Annotated in this window: 19 protein-coding genes; 16 read left to right on the forward strand and 3 right to left on the reverse strand. The window is 30.1% G+C overall.

Features of this window, described 5'->3' with window-relative positions:
• Positions 1–23: 23 nt before the first annotated feature.
• From LJD32_RS03485 to LJD32_RS03495, 3 genes are read left to right on the forward strand one after another with little or no spacing between them, the layout of a single operon-like run.
• The gene (locus LJD32_RS03485; protein WP_147580029.1) at positions 24–707 is read left to right on the forward strand and encodes an amino acid ABC transporter permease; all 684 of its coding nucleotides are present in this window, start codon (positions 24–26) and stop codon (positions 705–707) included.
• The gene (locus LJD32_RS03490) at positions 700–1425 is read left to right on the forward strand and encodes an amino acid ABC transporter ATP-binding protein (protein WP_227391846.1); all 726 of its coding nucleotides are present in this window, start codon (positions 700–702) and stop codon (positions 1423–1425) included. The genes LJD32_RS03485 and LJD32_RS03490 overlap by 8 nt, the downstream gene beginning before the upstream one ends.
• Entirely contained in the window at positions 1425–2537 is a 1113-nt protein-coding gene (locus LJD32_RS03495) for an aminotransferase class I/II-fold pyridoxal phosphate-dependent enzyme (protein WP_227391847.1), read from the forward strand. Before LJD32_RS03490 ends, LJD32_RS03495 begins: the two co-directional genes overlap by 1 nt.
• On the opposite strand, the gene LJD32_RS03500 is transcribed toward LJD32_RS03495, so the two are convergent.
• Positions 2529–3830 carry an oligosaccharide flippase family protein gene (locus LJD32_RS03500; RefSeq protein ID WP_227391848.1) on the reverse strand — a complete coding sequence of 434 codons (1302 nt, stop codon included), beginning with the start codon at positions 3828–3830 and terminating at the stop codon, positions 2529–2531. The two genes, LJD32_RS03495 and LJD32_RS03500, sit on opposite strands and share 9 nt — an antisense overlap.
• Positions 3831–3890: 60 nt before the next feature.
• Between LJD32_RS03500 and LJD32_RS03505 the strand changes: the two genes are divergently transcribed.
• The 4 genes from LJD32_RS03505 to LJD32_RS03520 are packed head-to-tail and all read left to right on the forward strand — an operon-like array spanning position 3891 to position 8688.
• Positions 3891–4181: a post-transcriptional regulator gene (locus LJD32_RS03505; RefSeq protein WP_117347017.1), complete on the forward strand. Its 291-nt coding sequence runs from the start codon at positions 3891–3893 to the stop codon at positions 4179–4181.
• 34 nt (positions 4182–4215) lie between these two features.
• Positions 4216–5844: a single-stranded-DNA-specific exonuclease RecJ gene (gene recJ / locus LJD32_RS03510; RefSeq protein ID WP_227391849.1), complete on the forward strand. Its 1629-nt coding sequence runs from the start codon at positions 4216–4218 to the stop codon at positions 5842–5844.
• 51 nt (positions 5845–5895) lie between these two features.
• Complete coding sequence (locus LJD32_RS03515) at positions 5896–6414, forward strand: adenine phosphoribosyltransferase (protein WP_022001752.1); 519 nt, start codon at positions 5896–5898, stop codon at positions 6412–6414.
• A gap of 45 nt (positions 6415–6459) precedes the next feature.
• Entirely contained in the window at positions 6460–8688 is a 2229-nt protein-coding gene (locus LJD32_RS03520) for a RelA/SpoT family protein (RefSeq protein WP_227391850.1), read from the forward strand.
• Positions 8689–9019: 331 nt separating this feature from the next.
• Here the strand turns inward: LJD32_RS03520 and asnA are convergent, their stop codons facing one another.
• Positions 9020–10027 (reverse strand): aspartate--ammonia ligase, encoded by a 1008-nt coding sequence (gene asnA, locus LJD32_RS03525; RefSeq protein WP_227391851.1) that lies wholly within the window; start codon positions 10025–10027, stop codon positions 9020–9022.
• A gap of 167 nt (positions 10028–10194) precedes the next feature.
• Between asnA and proB the strand changes: the two genes are divergently transcribed.
• From proB to LJD32_RS03565, 8 genes are all read left to right on the forward strand, one after another.
• A complete protein-coding gene (gene proB, locus LJD32_RS03530; RefSeq protein WP_227391852.1) occupies positions 10195–11316 on the forward strand; it encodes a glutamate 5-kinase in 1122 nt (373 codons plus the stop codon).
• A 4-nt stretch (positions 11317–11320) separates the two neighbouring features.
• The gene (locus LJD32_RS03535) at positions 11321–12550 is read left to right on the forward strand and encodes a glutamate-5-semialdehyde dehydrogenase (protein WP_227391853.1); all 1230 of its coding nucleotides are present in this window, start codon (positions 11321–11323) and stop codon (positions 12548–12550) included.
• Positions 12551–12657: 107 nt separating this feature from the next.
• Entirely contained in the window at positions 12658–13122 is a 465-nt protein-coding gene (locus tag LJD32_RS03540) for a MarR family winged helix-turn-helix transcriptional regulator (RefSeq protein ID WP_032091317.1), read from the forward strand.
• A complete protein-coding gene (locus tag LJD32_RS03545) occupies positions 13109–15331 on the forward strand; it encodes an ABC transporter ATP-binding protein (protein ID WP_147580034.1) in 2223 nt (740 codons plus the stop codon). The genes LJD32_RS03540 and LJD32_RS03545 overlap by 14 nt, the downstream gene beginning before the upstream one ends.
• Positions 15324–17174, forward strand: coding sequence for an ABC transporter ATP-binding protein (locus tag LJD32_RS03550; protein ID WP_227391854.1), 1851 nt, complete (start codon positions 15324–15326; stop codon positions 17172–17174). The genes LJD32_RS03545 and LJD32_RS03550 overlap by 8 nt, the downstream gene beginning before the upstream one ends.
• 76 nt (positions 17175–17250) lie before the next feature.
• The gene (locus LJD32_RS03555) at positions 17251–17967 is read left to right on the forward strand and encodes a GntR family transcriptional regulator (protein WP_227391855.1); all 717 of its coding nucleotides are present in this window, start codon (positions 17251–17253) and stop codon (positions 17965–17967) included.
• A 60-nt stretch (positions 17968–18027) separates the two neighbouring features.
• On the forward strand, positions 18028–18486 hold the full coding sequence (locus tag LJD32_RS03560) for a COG2426 family protein (protein ID WP_227391856.1): 459 nt from the start codon (positions 18028–18030) through the stop codon (positions 18484–18486).
• 39 nt (positions 18487–18525) lie between these two features.
• Positions 18526–19566, forward strand: coding sequence for a molybdopterin-binding protein (locus LJD32_RS03565; RefSeq protein ID WP_175300811.1), 1041 nt, complete (start codon positions 18526–18528; stop codon positions 19564–19566).
• Here LJD32_RS03565 and LJD32_RS03570 read toward each other — a convergent pair.
• Positions 19529–20410 (reverse strand): LysR family transcriptional regulator, encoded by an 882-nt coding sequence (locus LJD32_RS03570; RefSeq protein WP_106987245.1) that lies wholly within the window; start codon positions 20408–20410, stop codon positions 19529–19531. The genes LJD32_RS03565 and LJD32_RS03570 overlap by 38 nt on opposite strands.
• A 110-nt stretch (positions 20411–20520) precedes the next feature.
• Here LJD32_RS03570 and LJD32_RS03575 point away from each other — a divergent pair, with 110 nt between their 5' ends.
• On the forward strand, positions 20521–21798 hold the full coding sequence (locus LJD32_RS03575) for an adenylosuccinate synthase (RefSeq protein ID WP_032091311.1): 1278 nt from the start codon (positions 20521–20523) through the stop codon (positions 21796–21798).
• Positions 21799–21810: the final 12 nt, after the last annotated feature.

Genomic DNA, 21810 nt, shown 5'->3' on the forward strand with positions numbered 1-21810 from the left:
AATTATAGAAAAGGGGTATAGAAATGTTTGTAGCTTTTTCAAAAGTGTTTACTCCTGAAAACTTACTTTACTTTGCTAAGGGTGCAGTAGTATCACTTTTACTCGCTGCTGTATCCCTTTTATTTGGTATTGTTTTTGGGATTTTAGGATCTTCAGCAAAAAGATCTAAATATAAAATTTTTAGAATTATTGGAAATGTGTATGTTGAAGTCATTCGTGGAACACCAATGTTACTTCAAATCTTGATTTTATTCTCAGTTATTCCATCTATTTATACAGCGTTTACAGGAAATGTTTTAAGAATTAATGTCTTTTTAATTGGTGCTGTTGCTATGTCTATTAACAGTGGGGCTTATTCGACAGAACTTATTCGTAGTGGAATCAACGGGGTTGATAAAGGACAATGGGAAGCTTGTGAAACTTTAGGGCTTTCTTATAAACAAACAATGAGACTTGTTATTTTACCACAAGCCTTCAAAAGAATTATTCCACCAATGATCAGTGAATTTATTACATTGATTAAAGATTCTTCATTGATCAGTTGTATTGGTGCCGTTGAATTATTAAAATCAGCTCAAGTAGTGGGGGCACAATATTATGATGTTATGTCACCTTATTGTATTGTTGCAGTTTATTATTTAATTATGACAATTAGTATTTCTTATTTAGGTAGATATGTAGAAAAGAGGTTAGCTGAAAGTGATTAAAGTTGAACATATATCAAAACAATTTAAAAAAGTAAAAGCAGTTGATGATGTTTCTCTTGAAGTAAAAAAAGGAGAAATTGTGTGTTTAATTGGACCTTCTGGTTCAGGTAAGAGTACAGTTTTAAGATGTATTCATGGTTTAGAAGTACCAGAAACAGGATATGTATACCTTAATGGGGAAGTTTTAGATCCAAAGAAATCTAATTATCAAGAATTAAGAAATAAAATGGGATTTGTTTTCCAACATTTCAATTTATTTCCACATATGACAGTCTTAGAAAACTTAACACTTTCACTTACAAAAGTACGTCACATGGAGGAAGAAAAAGCCAATGAAATAGCTTGTAACTATCTTACAAGAGTTGGCTTATTAGATAAAAAAGACGAATATCCAAATAAACTTTCAGGTGGACAAAAACAAAGGGTAGCGATTGCGAGAAGCTTATGTACAAGCCCTGAAATCATGCTTTTTGATGAACCAACAAGTGCCTTAGATCCAGAAATGGTTATTGAAGTATTAGAAGTTATGCAACAACTTGCTAAAGAAGGAATGACAATGATTGTTGTTACTCATGAAATGGGCTTTGCTAAAACAGTTGCTGATCGTGTTATTTTCTTAGAAAATGGTAAAATCGTTGAAGAAAATGATGCAAAAGCTTTCTATGAAAATCCTAAAACTGAACGTGCTCAAGATTTCTTAAAGAAGGTTATGCACTAGTGAAACTACAACGTTTTGAAGTAGAGTCTTATATGACTTTGCATGAAAATAACTGTCGCTATAACTTGGCAGATACAGTTGCTAAATCTTTAACTTTAAAGGAATTATTAGCGTATGATAAAAAAGATTCATTAGAAGATTTAATGAATCTTTCTTTAGATTATGGTGCTATTGAAGGTTCTCATGAATTAAAAAAAGGTATTTTAAGTTTATATCAAAGTGGTGATGATGAAGAAATTGCTATTTGCCATGGTGGTGTCAATGCCAATGAACTTGTTTTAATGACATTACTTTCAACAAATGATCATATTTTATCATTTTTACCAACGTATCAACAACTTTATAGTTTTCCTGAATCTTTAGGGGTAGAAGTTGATTTTATTCATTTAAAAGAAGAAAATGAATGGAAAATTGATTTTGAAGAATTAGAAAAAAATATTAGAAAAAATACAAAAATGATTTGTTTGAATTTACCAAACAATCCTACAGGAACAACTTTAGATCATGAAGAAATGCATCAACTGATTCAAATATGTAAAAAACATGATCTCTATGTTCTTGTTGATGAAATCTATCGAGGACTTTATCAAGAAGAATCCATTAGTGATCTTTATGAAAAAGGAATAGCAACCTCAGGACTTTCTAAAGTTTTATCAACTCCTGGACTTCGTATTGGTTGGATCAAAACAAAAGATAAAGAACTTATTCGTTTAATCAATGAAAGACGTGATTATTCAATTATTAGTAGTGGACCAATCAATGATTATTTAGGGGCACTTACTTTAAAATATAGTAAAGAGATTTTAAAAAGAAATCGTGAGATTTTAGAAGAAAATAAGTGTTACTTGAAAGAATGGTTAAAAGCTCATCCTCATCTTTCTTGTGTTATTCCAAAATATGGAACAGTTTGTTTCCTAAAATATGATTACAAAATAGATTCAAATACTTTCTGTGAAAAGTTACAAGAAGAAACAGGGGTCTTCTTTGTACCGGGATGTTGCTTTGATGTGGAAAATCATCTACGTTTTGGACTTGCAAATGATTCACAAATTGTCAAAGAAGGTTTAGAAGTATTTTCAAATTGGTTAAAAAAATTAGACACTTCAAGATAAAGAAGTGTCTTTTATTATTTTAAAACAATAAATTGCACTTAAAGTTAAGGTTGTAATCAATCCTGTAAATAAACTAATCAAAATAGCGTTAACATAAAGATAATGAGATAAAGTATAAGTTAAGATAATTTCTAAAGTACATTCAATCATAGAGATGATAAACATCACTTTATTTTTATTTTTAGCTTGTAAAATTGTAGAAAGGGGTGTTTGTAAATAAAATAGTAAAAAAGGAAAAGACATGTATTTTAATTGTTGATAGCCACTTGTTGTATTGTAAAGAATCATAAGGGATCGTTTTGGAAAAAAATAGAAAATTAAAGTAAAAGGAAGACCAATAAGAAAACAAATAAGTAAAGCATAAAGAAGATGTAAAAAAGTATTACTTTTATGATAATAAAGATCATCTGTAGCAATAGGCAAATAGAGGCGATAGATGATCGTACAAAAAAAAGTAGGCGTGACAAGCATCGAGACGACATAGCCAGAAAGGATGGCATATTGGTCTTGGATAAAGTTTTGAGTTAAACCAAGTCGAGTTAAAACATGAATTAAAAGAATGGGCTCTAAAAAATTCATAAAACAATGGTAAAGTCGTGAACCTGTTAAAGGCAAAGAAATGTTTAAAAGATCTTTCATAATCAAGTTTTGCTTATTTATGTTTTTTAAAGGAGTAAAAGAATATCTTTTACGACTTAAAAGAAGTAGATAGATAATTGACATCAATTCACCAAAACTCATTGATAAATAAGCGATTGTTACTAAAAAAGGTAAGGATGAACTTAAAGGAATTTTTAAAAATAAATAGGTAAATAATAAACGTGAAGTTTCTTCGACAATTTGGCTTTTAGCAATGACATAGACATGCCCTTTGGCTAAATAATAGTTTTTAATAATACCACTGATAGCAATCAATGGAATAAAAATTAAAAAGGATAAAATGGGATAAAGAGTATAATCGTTTTTTAATAAAGAATGAGCAATGAAAGGACTTAAAATAAAGAGGGTTCCACAAATAACAATGACAGAAAAAAAGGATAGAATAATTGCAGTAATAATGATTTTGTAGTTTTTATATTTTGGATGTAATATAAGACGAAAAACAGCAGAAGGAATCCCAACCTGTCCAAGTGTTAAACACAAAGAAAGTGTTGGCATAATGACAAGATATAATGACATAGCTTCTAGAGGAAGAAGCCTGGAAAGCAACATTCTATTTAAAATACTAAATATTTTAGAGATAGTTGAACTAGCAGAAAGAATAATGAATGAATTGATAAGTTTTCTTTTCATAAAAGACTTCCTTTATGTCGAATTTTCATCTATAATAGACGAAGTGGGAGTTGGTTTATCGTGAATGAAAAACTGGATTATAAATTTGGTAAATATGATTTAGATTTTCTAATCAAATTAAAAGCTCATGAGTTTCGTAAGCAAAAAATAGATAATATATCCGAAAAAGAAATAAGAAATTATTTATTCAATATTAAATGGAAATCTCAAAAGAGTCTACCAATGTGTGATATTATTGATGATGTAATGAATTTACAATTTTCGGAAATTTTTGATTATTTAAGTATACAAGCAGTTAAAGAAGCAAGTACACTTGATTTAGCAGCATTTCAAGAATTCATTTCAAAATAGTTGGTAACAACTATTTTTTATTTAAGGAGATTTTATGAACTGGGATATAAAAGAAATACATAACTATAATGAATATATGCAAAAGTATTCAATACATTCTTTACTTGCAAAGATTTTTGCACAAAGAGAATATAATGAACAAGATGTTCAAGGACATACTTCAAAAAGATTGATTTATCATGATTTTTCATTGTTTTTAGATGCGGATTTAGTTTTAGATCGTATACAAGAAGCTTTGGAAAATGATGAAAAAATATGTATTTATGGAGATTATGATTGTGATGGAATCTTGTCAACAGCCATTCTTGTCCAAGCTTTTTTAGAATTAGGGAAAAAAGTAGGGTATCATATTCCTAATCGTTTTGAAGATGGTTATGGACTAAATAAAGAAAGAGTTCAACAAATGTATGAAAAAGGGTATTCTTTGTTAATTACAGTAGATAATGGTATTAAAGCGTATGAAGCTATTGATTTAGCTAATGAACTTGGTATTGATGTTATTGTTATTGATCATCATGATTATGACGAATTGCCGGATGCATGTGCAATCATTCATACAAAAATGTCACCAGATTATCCATTTAAAGAAATATGTGGAGGTTTTTTAGCGTATAAACTTGCCAGTAGTTTGCTTGGAAAACATGATAAATATTTATTTTCTTTAGCAGCTATTACGACGATTTCAGATATGATGCCTTTAGTTGATGAAAATAAATCGCTTGTTTCGCGAGGTCTGCAATTTATGAATGAAGGAAAATATCTTCAATTAGAACTTCTAATTGGTGAAAATCAAAAATATAATACAACAACTTTAGGTTTTAATATTGCACCTAAAATCAATTCCTTTGGAAGACTACCAGAACTTGTTAATCCAAATCATTTAGTACGTTATTTTTTAAAGGATGTTGATCAAAAATTTGCAATCCAAATTTCTCAATACGCTAAAAAAATCAATAGTAAAAGACAAGCCCTTACAAATGAACAATATAAAAATATTTTAGAAAACAGTCAAAAAGATGAATTTTTATATAGCTATAATCAAGAAGTTCATGAAGGAATTGTAGGCTTAATTGCTGGTAAGTATACTCATGAATTTCAAAAGCCAAGTTTTGTTATGAAATATGATGAAAAAAATGAAGTGTATCGAGGAAGTGCCAGAAGTATTGAAAGTATTCCTTTAAATCAAATCTTTGATGATTTAAAAGATTATTTTGTACAATATGGTGGACATGCTTTAGCGGGCGGTTTTCAAGTAGCAAAAGATGAAGTGTTAACTTTAAAAGAAGCATTGCATACCTACTTAACAACACATACTTTTTCTAATGAAAAAGTTCTTGAAGGAATTCAAATTGAATTAAATGAGCTTACTTTACCAGCTGTTAAAGAATTAGAATTGTTAGAGCCGTATGGTCAATATAATGAAGAAATGAAATTTGTTTTAAAAGATATTACGAATTTTACCAGTCGTGTATTATCTGATGGGAAACATTTACGTTTCGATATTCCTTTAAATAAAGGGAATTTACAAGCACTTTATTTTAATTGTTCGAAAGAAATTGAGCAATTACAACAAAAAAAGACAATTTCTTTAATAGGGACTTTAAAAATTAATAAATATTTAAATACAGAATCAATAAATATGATTATAGAGGATATGAAATAGTTTCCTTGATAATAAAAGTTTGTTATAATAGAAATAGGAGGAGTACATAAAATGGACTTTAAAAAATATATTGAAGATATTAAAGATTTTCCTGAAGAAGGAATTATCTTTAGAGATGTAACACCTTTATTAAAAGATAAAGAAGCTTATAAAGAATCAATTGATACATTCGCTAAATGGATCGATGGACTTGGAGTTCAAGTAGATGTTGTTGCTGGTCCTGAAGCAAGAGGCTTTTTATTTGGATGTCCTGTTGCTTACAAAGTAAATGCAGGTTTTGTACCTGTTAGAAAACCAGGAAAATTACCAAGAGAAACAGTTTCAGCAAGTTATGATTTAGAATATGGAAAAAATGAAGTTCATATTCATGCTGATAGTATCAAACCTGGTGAAAATGTTGTTATTATTGATGATTTACTTGCTACAGGTGGAACAGTTGAAGCAACTATTCAACTTGTTGAACAACTTGGTGGTAAAGTTGTAGGAATTGCCTTTTTAATTGAACTTGAAGCTCTAAAAGGTAGAGAAAAATTAAAAGACTATAATGTCTATTCAGTATTAACTTATTAAATAAAAGAGAGGAAACTCTCTTTTATCATATGAGGGGGTCATAATATGAAAGAGTTTAAAAAAGCTGGAGATAAAGTCACTATAGAAGATGTCTATGAATCATGTAGACGCTATATTACCAATGAAGATGATATGAAGCTTATTAAAAAAGCTTATGATTATATCATGGTTAAACACGAAGGACAAAAACGTAAAAGTGGAGAACCTTATACAATTCATTTGATTTGGGTTGCTTATATTTTATCAACATTACAAACAGGACCACTTACCATTACAGCGGGTCTTTTACACGATGTCATGGAAGATTGTGATGTATCACGTGAAGAAATGGTGAAAGAATTTGGAGAAGAAGTAACGACCCTTGTTGAAGGTGTTACGAAGATTTCTAAAATGCCATTTAAAGATGAAGCAGATGTATATGCTGAAAATCATCGTAAAATCTATATTGCGATGGCTAAAGATATACGTGTTATCTTGATCAAATTTGCCGATCGTTTACACAATATGCGTACATTACAATTCATGCCCCCAGAAAAACAAAAACGTATTTCTCGAGAAACTTTAGAAGTCTATACACCGATTGCTCATCGTTTAGGGTTGAGCGATATTAAAACAGAATTGGAAGATCTTTCTTTATCTTATTTAGATCCAATTGCTTATCATGATATTGCGCGACTTCTTCAAACAAAACAAGATGAGCGAAAAGAATCTGTGGCGAAGATGATGGAAGAAGTTGAAAACTTATTAAAGGAAAATCATTATCAATATCGTATTTTAGGTCGTGCGAAATCTATCTATAGTATTTATAAGAAGATGTTTAAAAAACATAAACGTTTTGATGAACTTTATGATCTTTATGCACTCCGTATTATTTTACAAAATAAACTTGATTGTTATAGTGTTTTAGGATTGATTCATGATCATTATCGTCCAATTCCAGGACGTTTTAAAGATTACATTGCTATGCCTAAACCAAATATGTATCAATCGCTTCATACTTCTGTTATTGGCGAAGATGGTAATACTTTTGAAATCCAAATTCGTACTGAAGAAATGGATGAGCTTGCTGAACTTGGGGTTGCTGCTCATTGGCGTTATAAAGAAGGCAAAGGTTATTCTGCCAAAGCAGAACAAAAAGAAATTGGAGAAAAACTTCAATGGTTACGAGAATTTATTTCTTTGTCAGATGATATCAAAGATGGCGATGCCAAAGAATATTATGACTCCATTTCTCGTGATATTTTTGAAGCCAATGTTTATGTTTTAACGCCACAAGGAAAAATTGTTGAACTTCCTAACGGTTCAACACCAGTTGATTTTGCTTATCGTATTCATACAGAAGTAGGACATCATACAGTTGGTGCGATTGTCAATAATGTCATGGTGCCTATTGATACAAAATTAAATACAGGAGATGTTTGTGAAATCAAAACCAACAAACAATCCGTTGGACCAAGTGAAGATTGGTTGAAATTTGTAAGAACCGCAGGAGCTCGTAATAAAATTCGTACTTTCCTCGCTAAAAAAGAAGCTGAAACTAAGAAAGATACGATTGAAGATGGTAAGAAAATCTTAAAAGATGAAATCAAAAAACGTGGACTTGATGAAAAGAAATTCTTGGATCCAGAAACTTATAAAACATATTTAGGTGCTTTTGGAGCAAGAAGTTTAGATGATATTTTCTATTTTATTGGAAAGAAAAATCTTTCAGTAGCAACACTTTTAGAAAAAGTAAATCCAAAGAAAACAGGTTTCTTTGATAACTTATCTAAAATCTTACAAAGAAATAATGAACAAAGAGAAAAATTAGAAAAAACGACATCTAATAATGGAGTTGTTGTTAAAGGTGTTTCAGGATTAAAGATTCAACTTTCTAAATGTTGTAATCCAATTCCTGGAGATCAAATTACTGGTTATGTTTCTCAAGGACAAGGAATCAAAGTTCATCGTGTGGATTGTCCAAATATTAAACAAAAAGAAATTCAAAGCCGTTTAATTGATGTTTATTGGGATTTTGCATCACTTTCTAATTTGAAATTTGATGCTGATTTACAAATTGATGGCTTAGATCGTACAAATTTATTAAATGATATTATTACGGTTTTAGGACAAATGAAAATCAATATTTTAAATATTCATGCGGATGCATCAGATGATGGTAGAGCTTTAATTAAATTAAAGATTGGTGTTGATGATGCTGAACATTTAAATCGTGCAATTGCTAATCTAGAACGTATTCAAGGAATCTATGAAATTAAAAGAGTTATTCATTAGAATTATAGTTTGAAACTATAATTCTTTTTTTGAAGAAAAACTACGAAAGACGAAAAAAATTTAAGAATACGTAATACAATAAACAAGTTGTTGATGGTTTTAAACAAGAAATAAAAGAAGAAACAAAGAGTATATTTTTTAAAGAAAATGGTAAGAAATTTAAAAAATATTTCTTTTGGTTTATACTGTTACTGTTTTGTTGCTGACATTATTACTAAAATAGTTATTTGCTTTCTTTGTTTTAGGGTTGCTTATTTTTGTAGAAACCCTTTATTATTTATCAATTATCTATTTATACATTAAAAAAAATCTATCTAAGCGATAGATTTTTTTATAATAAATGAATATTATTCTTTTCACATTCATCAATCATTTCTTGTGGCCAAATACTTGCTTGAACTTCACCGATATGAGCACGGTTTAAAAGTAACATACAAAGTCTTGATTGACCAATACCGCCACCAATTGTGTAAGGTAATTCTTTATTGATGATAGCTCGATGATATGGAAGATTTAAACGATCTTCACAGTTTTCTTTTTTGAGTTGTTCTACTAAAGAATCTTCATCCACACGGATACCCATTGATGAGATTTCTAAGGCACATTGTAATGGTTCGTACCAGAATAACAAGTCACCATTTAGTTTCCAATCATCATAGTCTGGTGCACGTCCATCATGTTTTTGCCCGCTTTGTAAAACATTACCGATTTGCATAACAAAGACACACCCGAATTCTTTACAAATTTTATTTTCTCTTTCTTTAGCTGCTAAATCAGGATATTGATTTTCTAATTCTTGTGCAGTAATGAAATGGACACGATCTGGCAAACGATTAACAACATGAGGGTATTTATACCAAACTTCATGTTCCATATGTTTAATGACTTTAAAAATCTTTTTAACATGATTTTTTAATGTTGTAATATTGCGATCTTCTTTTTCGATGACACGTTCCCAATCCCATTGATCAACATAGTAAGAATGTAGGTTATCAACTTCTTCATCTTTTCTAATAGCGTTCATATTTGTATAAAGTCCTTCACGAACACCAAAACCATATTTTTTAAGTGCCATTCTTTTCCATTTAGCAAGAGAATGAACGACTTCGATATCATCATTTTCAAAACAATTAATTTGAAAAGAAACAGGTTTTTCAACACCGTTTAAGTTGTCATTTAAACCACTGCTTTTTTGCACAAAAAGAGGTGCTGAAATTCTTTCTAACATTAAAGCTCTTCCAAATTCTTTTTGAAATGTATCTCTTATGTATTTAATTGCTTCTTGTGTTTGTCTTAAAGATAACACAGGATCATAGTTTTCTGGAATAATGAGATTCATTTTAATTTTCCCCCTTAATAATATGTTCTATTTTATCATTTATCTAGATATATGAAAGATAATAATAAAAAATTATTATAGCTATAAAAGCGTTTCAAATGTATTCACTTGTTGTCAATTGCCTTTCTTTTCTGTATAATAAGAAAAAATGAAAAGTAGGTGTAAACATGAGAAATTTAGAACATGTTAAACATGTTATTATAAAAATTGGTTCGACTTCTTTGTGTAATGAAGATGGACAACTAGATAAAGAAAGAATTTTAAAACTCATCCAACAAATAGCTATTTTAAAACGTAAAGGGTTAAAAGTAACACTTGTTTCATCAGGAGCGATTTCTTCAGGAATGGGTGTTTTAAATTTAAGTGAAAAACCTAAAGAAATTTCTAAAAAACAAGCACTTGCGGCTATTGGACAAGCACATTTGATGCAAATTTATGAAGATTTATTTTCATTGTTCCATTTAAAATGTGCACAGATTTTATTAAATCATGATGATTTTGATCATCGTAAACGTTTGATGAATTTAAGCTATGCTTTATCTTCTATTTTAGATTATGATGTGATTCCTATTATTAATGAAAATGATACATTAGCGGTAGATGAAATCAAAGTAGGAGATAATGATACATTATCTGCCTTACTATTACCTATTGTGGATGCACAATTACTTGTTTTAGTTTCAGATATTGATGGACTTTATAATGATAATCCTCATACCAATTCCAATGCAAAATTATTAAGTGATATTGAACTTGTAGATGATAAAATTATGAACTTTGCGAAAGATTCAAGTAGTCAATTTGGTACAGGTGGGATGGTGACAAAATTACGTGCTGCAAAAATCGTTAATGATTATGGAGGAGATATGGCCATCGTTAATGGCAACAATGAAACAGCTCTTATTGATTTATTAGAAGGAAAACAAATTGGCACATATTTTAGTGGAAAAGCGGGTCGTACTTTAAGTGCTAGAGATCATTGGATCATGTATCGTAGTTCTCCTAAGGGAAAAGTCATTGTTGATGATGGTGCATGTGAGGCTTTAAAAACACATACAAATTTACTACCTAAAGGAATCAAAGAAGTTGAAGGTTCATTTATGCAAGGTAGTGTCATTGATGTTCTTTCTTTTAAAGGACACTTAATAGCAAGAGGTATTACGAATTATTCAAGTGATGAGTTAAAATTGATTAAAGATCATCATAGTAATGAAATAGAAAGTATTTTACATTATAAAGATTATGATGAAGTGATTCATGCGGATAATCTAGTCATTAATAAGGGGTGAAATTATGATTAGGGAACAACTTAAAGAAGCTAAAAAAGCATGTCGTTTTATGCAAAATGTTAAACCAGAAGTAAAAAATAAAGCTTTAAAAAATATTTCTGAGGCATTAATTCAAAAAAGTGAATTGATTATTCAAGAAAATCAAAAAGATATTGCAGAAGCTAAAAATAATGGTATTAAAGAATCAATGGTTGATCGTTTATTATTAAATAAAGAACGTATTGAAGCAATGGCAAAAGATATTTTAAAAGTAATTGATTTACAAGACCCTATTGGAACTCTTGTAAGAGAAATTAAAAGACCCAATGGTTTAGTGATTCAACAAATCAAAATTCCTTTAGGAGTGATTGGGGTAATTTATGAATCAAGACCTAATGTAACAGTAGATATTGCCAGTTTATGTATTAAAACAAACAATGTTTGTGTTTTAAAAGGTGGTAAAGAAGCCATTCATTCAAATCGCATCTTAGTTCAAATTATAAATGAGGCTATTCAAGATGTTTTACCAGCACATACGGTTACTCTTATTGAAACAAAAAAACGTGAAGAAACTTTAGATTTAATTCAAGCCCATGATTATGTAGATGTCATTATTCCTCGTGGAAGTGCAGGGCTTATTCAATATGTTGTTAAAAATGCAACTGTTCCAGTAATTGAAACAGGAGCAGGAATTTGTCATCTTTATGTTGATCAAGAAGCTAGTCTTGATATGGCTTTAGAAATTGCAAAAAATGCAAAGATCCAAAGACCATCTGTATGTAATGCAATTGAAACGATTCTTGTTCATCAAAAAGTAGCACCAGAATTCTTACCAAAACTTCAAGAAATATTTAAAAATGTACAAATCTATGGTGATGAAAAAACAAGAAAAATCATAGATTGTCTAGAAGCTACTGAAAAAAATTATGCTACAGAATATGATGATTATATTTGTAATATAAAAGTTGTAGATGATATTGAAGAAGCGATTGAACATATTTATAACTATTCAACAAAACATTCAGAATCGATTATTACCGAAAATAAAGAAACAGCAAAATATTTCATGGAGTCTTTAGATTCAGCTTGTGTTTATCATAATGCTTCTACACGTTTTAGTGATGGGGGACAGTTTGGTTTTGGGGCAGAAGTTGGTATTTCTACACAAAAACTTCATGCTAGAGGCCCACTTGGTTTACAGGAAATTACTTCTACAAAATATATGATTTATGGAAATGGTCAAGTAAGGAGCTAAGCTCCTTCTTTTTTTATAGAAAATTAATTAGTGTACTAATTATATTGACATTAGTTAGTGCACTAATTATAATATTTAGTATACTAACTAATAAAAGGAGGCATCTTATGGATCCATTGGAATTTGAGGATATTAAAGAGATCTTTCTACAATTTAAATCTCTCCATAAAAATATTCATGAGTTCACAAGTAAAAAAAGTAATATACAAAGCTTATCAGCTGATCAATGTTATTTGTTAGGTCTGATTGATCATTTTGGTCATCCTAATCAAAAAATTCTTGCAGAACGTTTAAAAATTACACCAGCTACATTATCAGTAAGATTACAACGTTTAGAAAAGGCGGGTTTTATTGAAAAAATTGTAAGTAAGCAAGATAAAAGAAATATTACTTTGCATATTACAGAAAAAGGAAATAAAGAAATTGAAAGTTGTAAAGATGGTATTAAAATGTTTACAACACGTTTGTTTGATGGAATAAATAAAGAAGATTTAGATAGAATGAAAACGTATTGTCAAATCTTTGAAAAGAATATTCGTTTAATGAAGGAGGAGTTAGATGTTCAAGATTAAAGGATATTTAAAGAAATTCTGGTATTTAATTCTTGCTTGTATTTGTTTATTGTTTGTACAAGCACAAACAGAATTAACTTTACCAGATTATATGAGTGATATTGTTTCAGTGGGAATTCAAGCAGGGGGATTTGCTTCACCTGTTTCAGATGTTTTAACGGAAGAAACTTATCAACATTTATTATTGTTTGTTGATCAAAAGGATCAAAAAACAGTAAAAAAAGATTATAAAAAAGTTAGTAAAGTCAATCAAGATATCATTGATACATTTCCTAAGGCTAAAGGAAAAACAGTTTATCAATTGAAAGATTTATCAAGTGATGAAGAAAGTGAATTAGAAGATATTTTAATGAAACCGATGTTAATTATTACTTCGCTTGATAGTATGGATACTTCTAGTAAAGAGTATCAAGAAAAATTTGGACAATTACCTCCAAATATGAGTGTTTATGATGCGATTTCTTTTATGGATGAAAGTCAAAAATCAAAGATGTTTGAAGACATGGATACAAGAATAGATACAATGGGTGAAAGTACTTTAAAAATTGCAGCCGGTAATGGTGTTAAAGCTGAATATAAAAAATTAGGTGCTGACATTGACAAAGTACAAACCGATTATATTTTTAAAACAGGTTTAAAGATGTTAGGAATTGCTTTACTTGGAACAGTGGCTGCAATTTCAGTTGCTTTCTTTGCGACAAAAGTTGGTGCTGGTGTAGCACGTGCTTTAAGAAAAGATGTTTTTGAAAAAGTAGAAAGCTTTTCTAACGAAGAATTTAATCATTTTTCAACAGCGTCACTTATTACACGTACAACAAATGATATTACTCAAGTACAAATGGTGACAATGATGCTTTTACGTATTGTATGTTTTGCACCAATTATTGGTATTGGGGCTTTAATTAAAGTTTTAAAAGAATCACCATCAATGACATGGATCATTGCAGTTGTTATTCTTGTTATTTTTGGTGTGATGGCGGTTGCGTTTGCAGTTGTTATGCCAAAATTCAAAATTATTCAAAATTTAATTGACTGTTTAAATCTCACAATGCGTGAAAATTTATCAGGAATGCTTGTTATTCGTGCTTTTGGTAATGAAAAACATAGTGAAGATCGTTTTGATAAAGCCAACAAAGATGTTACAAATTTAAACTTATTTGTTAATAGATCAATGGCTTCTATTATGCCAATTATGATGTTTATCTTTAATGTCGTTACTTTAGTAATTGTCTATTATGGTTCTAAACAAATCGATTTAGGTAATTTAGCAATTGGACAAATGATGGCCTTTATGCAATATGCAATGCAAATTATTATGGCCTTTTTAATGATTGCAATGATTGCTATTATGTTACCTCGAGCTAGTGTTGCTGCTAATCGTGTTTATGAAATCATTGAAACTAAGCCAACGATTCAAGATCCAACAAATCCAGTTGCTTTAGATGAAAGTAAAAAAGGACTTGTTGAATTTAATCATGTTTCATTTGCTTATCCAGGGGCAAGTGAACCGGTTTTAAAAGATATTGATTTTGTTGCTAAACCTGGACAAACAACAGCCTTTATTGGCTCTACTGGTTCAGGAAAATCAACACTTATTAATTTAGTACCTCGTTTTTATGAAGTCAGTGAAGGAAGTATTAAGGTTGCAGGGGTTGATGTTCGTGAGATGACACAACATGAATTACGTGATCGTATTGGACTTGTTCCTCAAAAAGGAAACTTATTTTCTGGAACAATTCGTTCTAATTTAAAATATGGTGCACCAGAGGCAACAGATGAAGAATTAGAAGAAGTGATTCGAGTTGCTCAAGCAAAAGAATTTATTGATCAAAAAGAAGAACGTTTTGATATGGAAATTTCACAAGGTGGAACAAACGTTTCTGGTGGTCAAAAACAAAGACTTGCGATTGCTCGTGCTATTGCAAAAAATCCAGATATTTATATTTTTGATGATAGTTTTTCAGCACTTGATTTCAAAACAGATGCTAAACTTCGTCAAGAATTAAATCAACTTGTTAAAAAGACAAAAAGTACAGTTTTATTAGTAGGACAACGTATTGCTTCTATTATGGATGCAGACCAAATCATTGTCCTTGATGAAGGAAGAATTGTTGGTAAAGGAACACATGGTGAACTAATGAAATCATGTCAGGTTTATCAAGAAATTGCCTATTCTCAATTATCTAAGGAGGAACTAAGTCATGAGTAATGAAAGAAGAAGACAAGGGCCTCGTGGACCAATGGGTCGTGGAATGAGAGGTAATGGTGAAAAAGCCAAGAATTTTAAAGGAACATTAAAGAAATTATTTGTTTATTTAAAACCTTATTATTTTAAATTAGCGGTTGTTATTATTTTTGCAGCTGGTTCAACAGTATTTACGATTGTAGGACCAAAGATCCTAGCAAAAGCAACAGATAAATTATCTGAAGGAATTATGGCCAAGGTAACAAATACCGGTGGAATTGATTTTGATTATATTGGTATGATCTGTTTGATTCTTGTTGGTTTCTATCTTGTCAGTGCACTCTTTAGTTTTATTCAAGGATTTGTTACATCTTCGATTTCACAAAAAGTTGCTTATGATTTAAGAAGCTCTTTATCTAAGAAGATGTCAAGAATGCCTTTAAGTTATTTTGATAGACATTCTAGTGGAGACACTTTAAGTAGAGTAACCAATGATATTGATACAATTGCACAATCACTCAATCAAAGTTTATCGCAAGTGATTACATCTTCTGTTACAGTTGTAGGAATCTTTATTATGATGCTTACCATCTCTGTAAAGATGACATTGATTGCGGTACTTGTTTTACCACTTTCCATGTTACTTATTATGTTTGTTATGAAACATTCTCAAAAGTATTTTAGCAGACAACAAAAAAGCTTAGGAGATGTTAATGGTCATATTGAAGAAATGTATGGTGCTCATGATGTTGTCAAAGCATTTAATGGGGAAGAAGATTCTGTTAAAACTTTTAATGAATATAATGATGCGCTTTATGATTCAGCATGGAAATCTCAATTTTTATCAGGTTTAATGCAACCATTAAGTAACTTTGTAGGAAACTTAGGATATGTAAGTGTTTGTTTATTAGGTGGTTTTTTAGCAGGGGGTAATACGATTACGATTGGTGATATTCAAGCCTTTATCCAATATGTACGCCAATTCAATCAACCAATTGCCCAACTTGCTCAAACAATGAATATGTTACAAAGTACAGCTGCCGCTGCGGAACGTGTTTTTGAATTTTTAGAGGAAGAAGAATTAGAACCTGAAACAGTTAAAATTGAAACAGATGAAGTTGAAAAATTACATGGTTCAGTTACTTTCAATCAAGTAAACTTCGGTTATCTTCCAGAAAAAACAATTATTCATGATTTCAATATGCATGTTCATGCTGGACAAACAGTCGCTATTGTTGGTCCAACAGGAGCAGGAAAAACAACGATTGTTAAATTGTTGATGCGCTTTTATGAATTAAATAAAGGTTCAATTATGATTGATGGTCATGATATTAAAGATTTTTCAAGACATGATTTAAGAAGTTTGTTTGGAATGGTTTTACAAGATACATGGCTTTTTAATGGAACAATTAGGGAAAACTTGATATATGGTAAATTAGATGCCAGTGATGAAGAAGTAAAAAATGCCTGTGAAATGGCGTATGTAGATCATTTTGTCAATACCTTAGAAGATGGTTATGATACGGTTCTTGATGAAGAAACATCAAATATTTCACAAGGACAAAAACAATTATTAACGATTGCTAGAGCGTTTCTAAAAGATCCTAAAATTCTTATCTTAGATGAAGCAACTTCTTCAGTTGATACACGTACAGAAGTGCTTATTCAAAAAGGTATGGAAAAATTAATGGAAGGACGTACAAGCTTTGTTATTGCACACCGTCTATCAACGATTCGTGATGCTAATACAATCATTGTCATGAAAGATGGCGACATTGTAGAAATTGGTAATCATGATGAATTGTTAGAAAAAGGTGGATTCTATGCCTCACTTTATCAATCACAATTTGAAGGTAGCGAAATTTAGAAGCAAAGAAATTTGCTTCTTTTTCTTTTCAAAACATGTTTATATATGGTATAGTACAAGCCGAGGGGATGATGTTATGGTGAAAAGAAAACCACAATATGTCAAAATTAAAGAATATATTATTCAAAATATTGAAGATGAAAAATATAATGAAAATGAACAAATTGAAAGTGAACATGCATTGTGTGAACTTTTTGGTGTTACCCGAATGACAGTGCGCCAAGCTTTAACAGAGTTAATCAATGAAAACATAATCTATTCTGTTCCTAAAGTTGGCTCATTTGTTTGTAAAAAATCCAGATTTAAAAGTTTTGATGGATTAAACAGTGTTACAGAAGACTGTGCTAAGAAAAAAGAAGATTGTACAAGTCATGTTGTTTTAAATGAACTTGAAGAAGCTACAGATTTAATGAAAAAAGAAATGGCTTTAGAAGATAATAAAGTATGGCACGTTAAACGTGTAAGACTTGTAAACGGAGAGCCTTTATGTTTTGAAGATGATTACTGTAATTATGATTTAACAGGAGATATTCCTTTAGAAGTATCCAGTACATCTTTATTTAATCATTTTGAAAATGATCTCAATTTACATATTGCTTTTTCCGATCAACAAATTGATGCGGTTTTAGCGGGTGAAGAACTAGGAAAATATTTACAAGTTGATCCGGTGACACCTTTGCTTAGAGTTTTATCGATTACATGCTTACATAATGGTAAATGTATTGAATATGGGTATACTTATTATCGTGTAGACAAGTATACTTTTAACCAAGTTGCATATCGTAGAAAATAAAAGGATGTTGTCAAATCCGTTTGGTTTGTTATAATGAGAATGTTAAAAAGGAGATTTTAGATGAATTATTTATATATTGCATTAATATCAATGGTACCTTTAATTGAACTTAGAGGAGCAATTCCTGTTTCTCAAGGATTAGGATTACCAATTATTCCATCTTATATTGTTTGTATTCTTGCTAATATGATACCTGTACCTTTTATTTACTTATTTGCTAGAAAGGTTTTAGTATGGGGTTGTGATAAACCAGTTATTGGTAAATTTTTCACTTGGTGTTTAGACAAAGGTGAAAGAGGTGGAAAGAAACTTCAAGAAAAAGTAGGAAGAAGTACTTTTGTTGCTTTATTATTATTTGTAGGAATTCCACTTCCAGGGACAGGTGCATGGACAGGAACACTTGCAGCTAGTATTTTAGATATGGATTTTAAATCAACAACGATTGCCGTTATGCTAGGAGTTTTACTTGCTGGTGTAATTATGATGGTGGTTAGCTTTTTAGGATTTTCATTAATTTAGAAGTATCTTTATACTTCTTTTTTTGTAAGGAGGACGTGTATGAACGTAGAAATTATTAATGTTGGAACAGAATTGTTACTTGGAGAAATTGTCAATACCAATGCAACCTATTTACAAAAAATGTGTAAAGAATTAGGTTTTAATGTTTTCTTTCAAACAGTGGTGGGAGATAATCCCCAAAGATTTTTAGATTGTTTAGATATCGCTTTTAATAGAGGGTGCGATTGTGTTATTACCACAGGAGGATTAGGACCTACTGAAGATGATCTTACGAAAGAATTATCAGCAAAATATTTAGGATTAGAAATGATTTTTGATGAAGATGAAGCAAAGAAAGTCAATGATAAATGTTGCTTTGTAACACAACTTGATAAAGTTAGTGATAATAACTTTAAACAAGCTTACTTTCCTAAAAATTGTTATGTGTTAGATAATCCTATTGGAACAGCCAATGGTTGTGTGATGTCTAAAGATAAAAAAATGATTGTTAATCTTCCTGGACCACCTAAAGAGATGACTTATGTAGTTGATCATCAACTAAAACCTTATTTAGAAAAATATCGCCAAGCGAAAATTTATACGTACGATTTAGTAACACAAGGCATTGGTGAATCAGCAGCGGCTACTTTGATTGATGATATTGTTCAAAGTCAAAAAGATATTTCTATTGCTTTGTATGCTTCTGAAGAGTATGTAAGGGTAAGACTAGGGGTTAAAGCAAAACATCAAAGTGAAGCCGATGAATTTGTTAAACAAACAAAGAAAATGATTGAAGAAAAATTAAAGGATTATCTTGTAGAAAATCCTAATTTGTTTGAAGAAGTAATGAAAAAGGTTAATGGTTTTACGATTTTAAATGAATGTGATTTTTTATTAAGTGATTATTTTGTTAATAATGGAGGGCCAGTCTTTATTCATTTAACTTTGAAGGAACATCCATTAGGTGAAATTGTTCATGTGTTATTAAAATATAAAGAAAAAGAAATATCTTTCGATATTCCTTTACTTGTCAAAGCGAGTCTTTCTTTATCTAAATTAGAATCTAAATTGATTTATCAAATTGATCAATTAATTCGATAAACTTTAAAGTTGCTTGTGATAAGCTTCTTCTTTTAAGATAAGTATAGCCAATGCTTCTAGAAGGAAGGGGCTTTTTTAATTGTATTTCATAAACTTTATTTTTGTCTAAGAAATCATGGGAGAATTCTTTAACAACACACGCATTTCCTAAATTGGCATGAGTAAATTCTAAGAGCAAGTGATGGGCTCCTAATTCCATTTCAGGATTTAATAAAATTCCATGTTTAGCAAAGTATTTATCAATATAATTTCTTGAATTACTTGATTTTTCTAAAAGAATAAGATTCTTTTTCGCAATTTCTTGATAGCTGTAAAGATGATCATCTTTTTCTTTAGAAATAAAGATATCATGAATTGTTAAACATTCTTTCATCGCTAGACTTTCATCATCAAAAGGAAGATTGATAAAGGCAAGATCAATCGTTCCATTTTTTAAATGTTCAACTGTTTCAATAGAAGTTCCATTGACAACATTGATTTTGATTGTTGGATAAAGATGATGAAATTGTTTTAATAAATCAATTAAGTAATTTTCACAAATTGAATCACCAGCACCAATATTTAACTGTCCTGAAAGTAATTCGTTATAATGAGAAAGTTCATTTTCAACGCTGGTAATTAAAGCAAGAGCTTCAGTAATGTTTTTATGAAGGAGCATACCTTCTTTAGTAAGAGTAACGCCTTTGTTTAAACGAATGAAGAGTTGGGTATTGAGTTCTTTTTCTAAAGCATGGATTGTTTGAGAAACAGCGGATTGTGAAATGAATAAATTCTTTGCTGCTTTTGAAAAAGAAAGGGTAGATGCTGCTTCGTTAAATATCTTATATTGTTCTAGTTTTATCATATTAGTACTCCTTATATCAAATATATTATATATTAATTTTACTTATATTAAAATATAGCATATAATAAAAATGTATGAAAAAGCCAATGATAGAAAGGTGGAAATGAATTATGGCTGGTGTAGTTGTTGTAGGAAGTATGTGGGGAGATGAAGGTAAAGGAAAAATTACCGATTATCTTGCACAAAAAGCAGATGTTGTATGTCGTTATGCTGGAGGAAACAATGCAGGTCATACCATTGTTTATGGTGGTAAGAAATTTGCTTTAAAATTAATACCATCAGGTATTTTCTCTGGGCATGAAGTAATCATGGGAAATGGGATGGTTGTTAATCCTAAAGCATTTTTAGAAGAAGTGAAATATTTAAATGATGGTGGTATTGATACAAGCAAAATTAGAATTTCTGATCGTTGTCATGTGATTTTACCTTATCATCTTGAAATTGATGAATTACAAGAAAAGAGAAAAGGTGATAAAAGTATTGGAACTACAAAAAGAGGTATTGGACCTGCTTATGTAGATAAATATAGTCGTATTGGTATTCGTATGGGAGAATTCGTTGATGAAGAATTATTCTTAGAAAGATTAAAAGAAACTTTCCCAATGAAAGTTGCAGAATATCCTGAATTAAAAGACATGTTTACTGTAGAAGAAATTTTTGAAGAATACAAAGAATACGCTAAAATTATTAAACCTTTAGTTTGTGATACAGGTATGTTATTAGATCAATATTTAAGAGAAGATAAAAAAGTTTTATTTGAAGGAGCTCAAGGAGCTATGTTAGATATTGATTATGGTACTTATCCATTTGTTACATCATCACATCCAGGAGCTAATGGGGTATCTGAAGGGGCTGGTATTGGACCTTTATATATCAAAGAAGCAATTGGAATTATTAAAGCTTATACAACTCGTGTTGGATCAGGACCATTCCCAACTGAATTAAATGATGCAACAGGTGATTTAATTAGAGAAAGAGGACATGAATATGGTACTGTAACTGAACGTCCAAGAAGAACTGGTTGGTTTGATGCAGTAGTTGTTAATCAATCAAGAAGAATGTCTTCTTTAACAGGTATTTCATTAATGTTATTAGATGTTATGAGTGGATTTGATACAATTAAAATCTGTAAAGCTTATAAATTAGATGGTAAAGAAATTTATGGTTTACCTGCAACTGTTAAAGATATTGAAAGATGTGAACCTGTTTATGAAGAATTACCAGGATGGAAAGAAGATATTACACATGTAAAATCTTTTGAAGAATTACCAGTAAATTGTCAAAATTATATTCGTAAAATCGAAGAACTTGTTCATTGTCCAGTAAGAATGTTCAGTGTTGGACCAGATAGAGAACAAACAGTTGTTTTAAAAGATATTAAATTTTAATAAAGGAGGTCT

The sequence above is a fragment of the Faecalibacillus sp. TM498 genome (assembly GCF_020589955.1).
Classification (GTDB): Bacteria; Bacillota_I; Bacilli_A; order Erysipelotrichales; family Coprobacillaceae; genus Faecalibacillus; species Faecalibacillus intestinalis.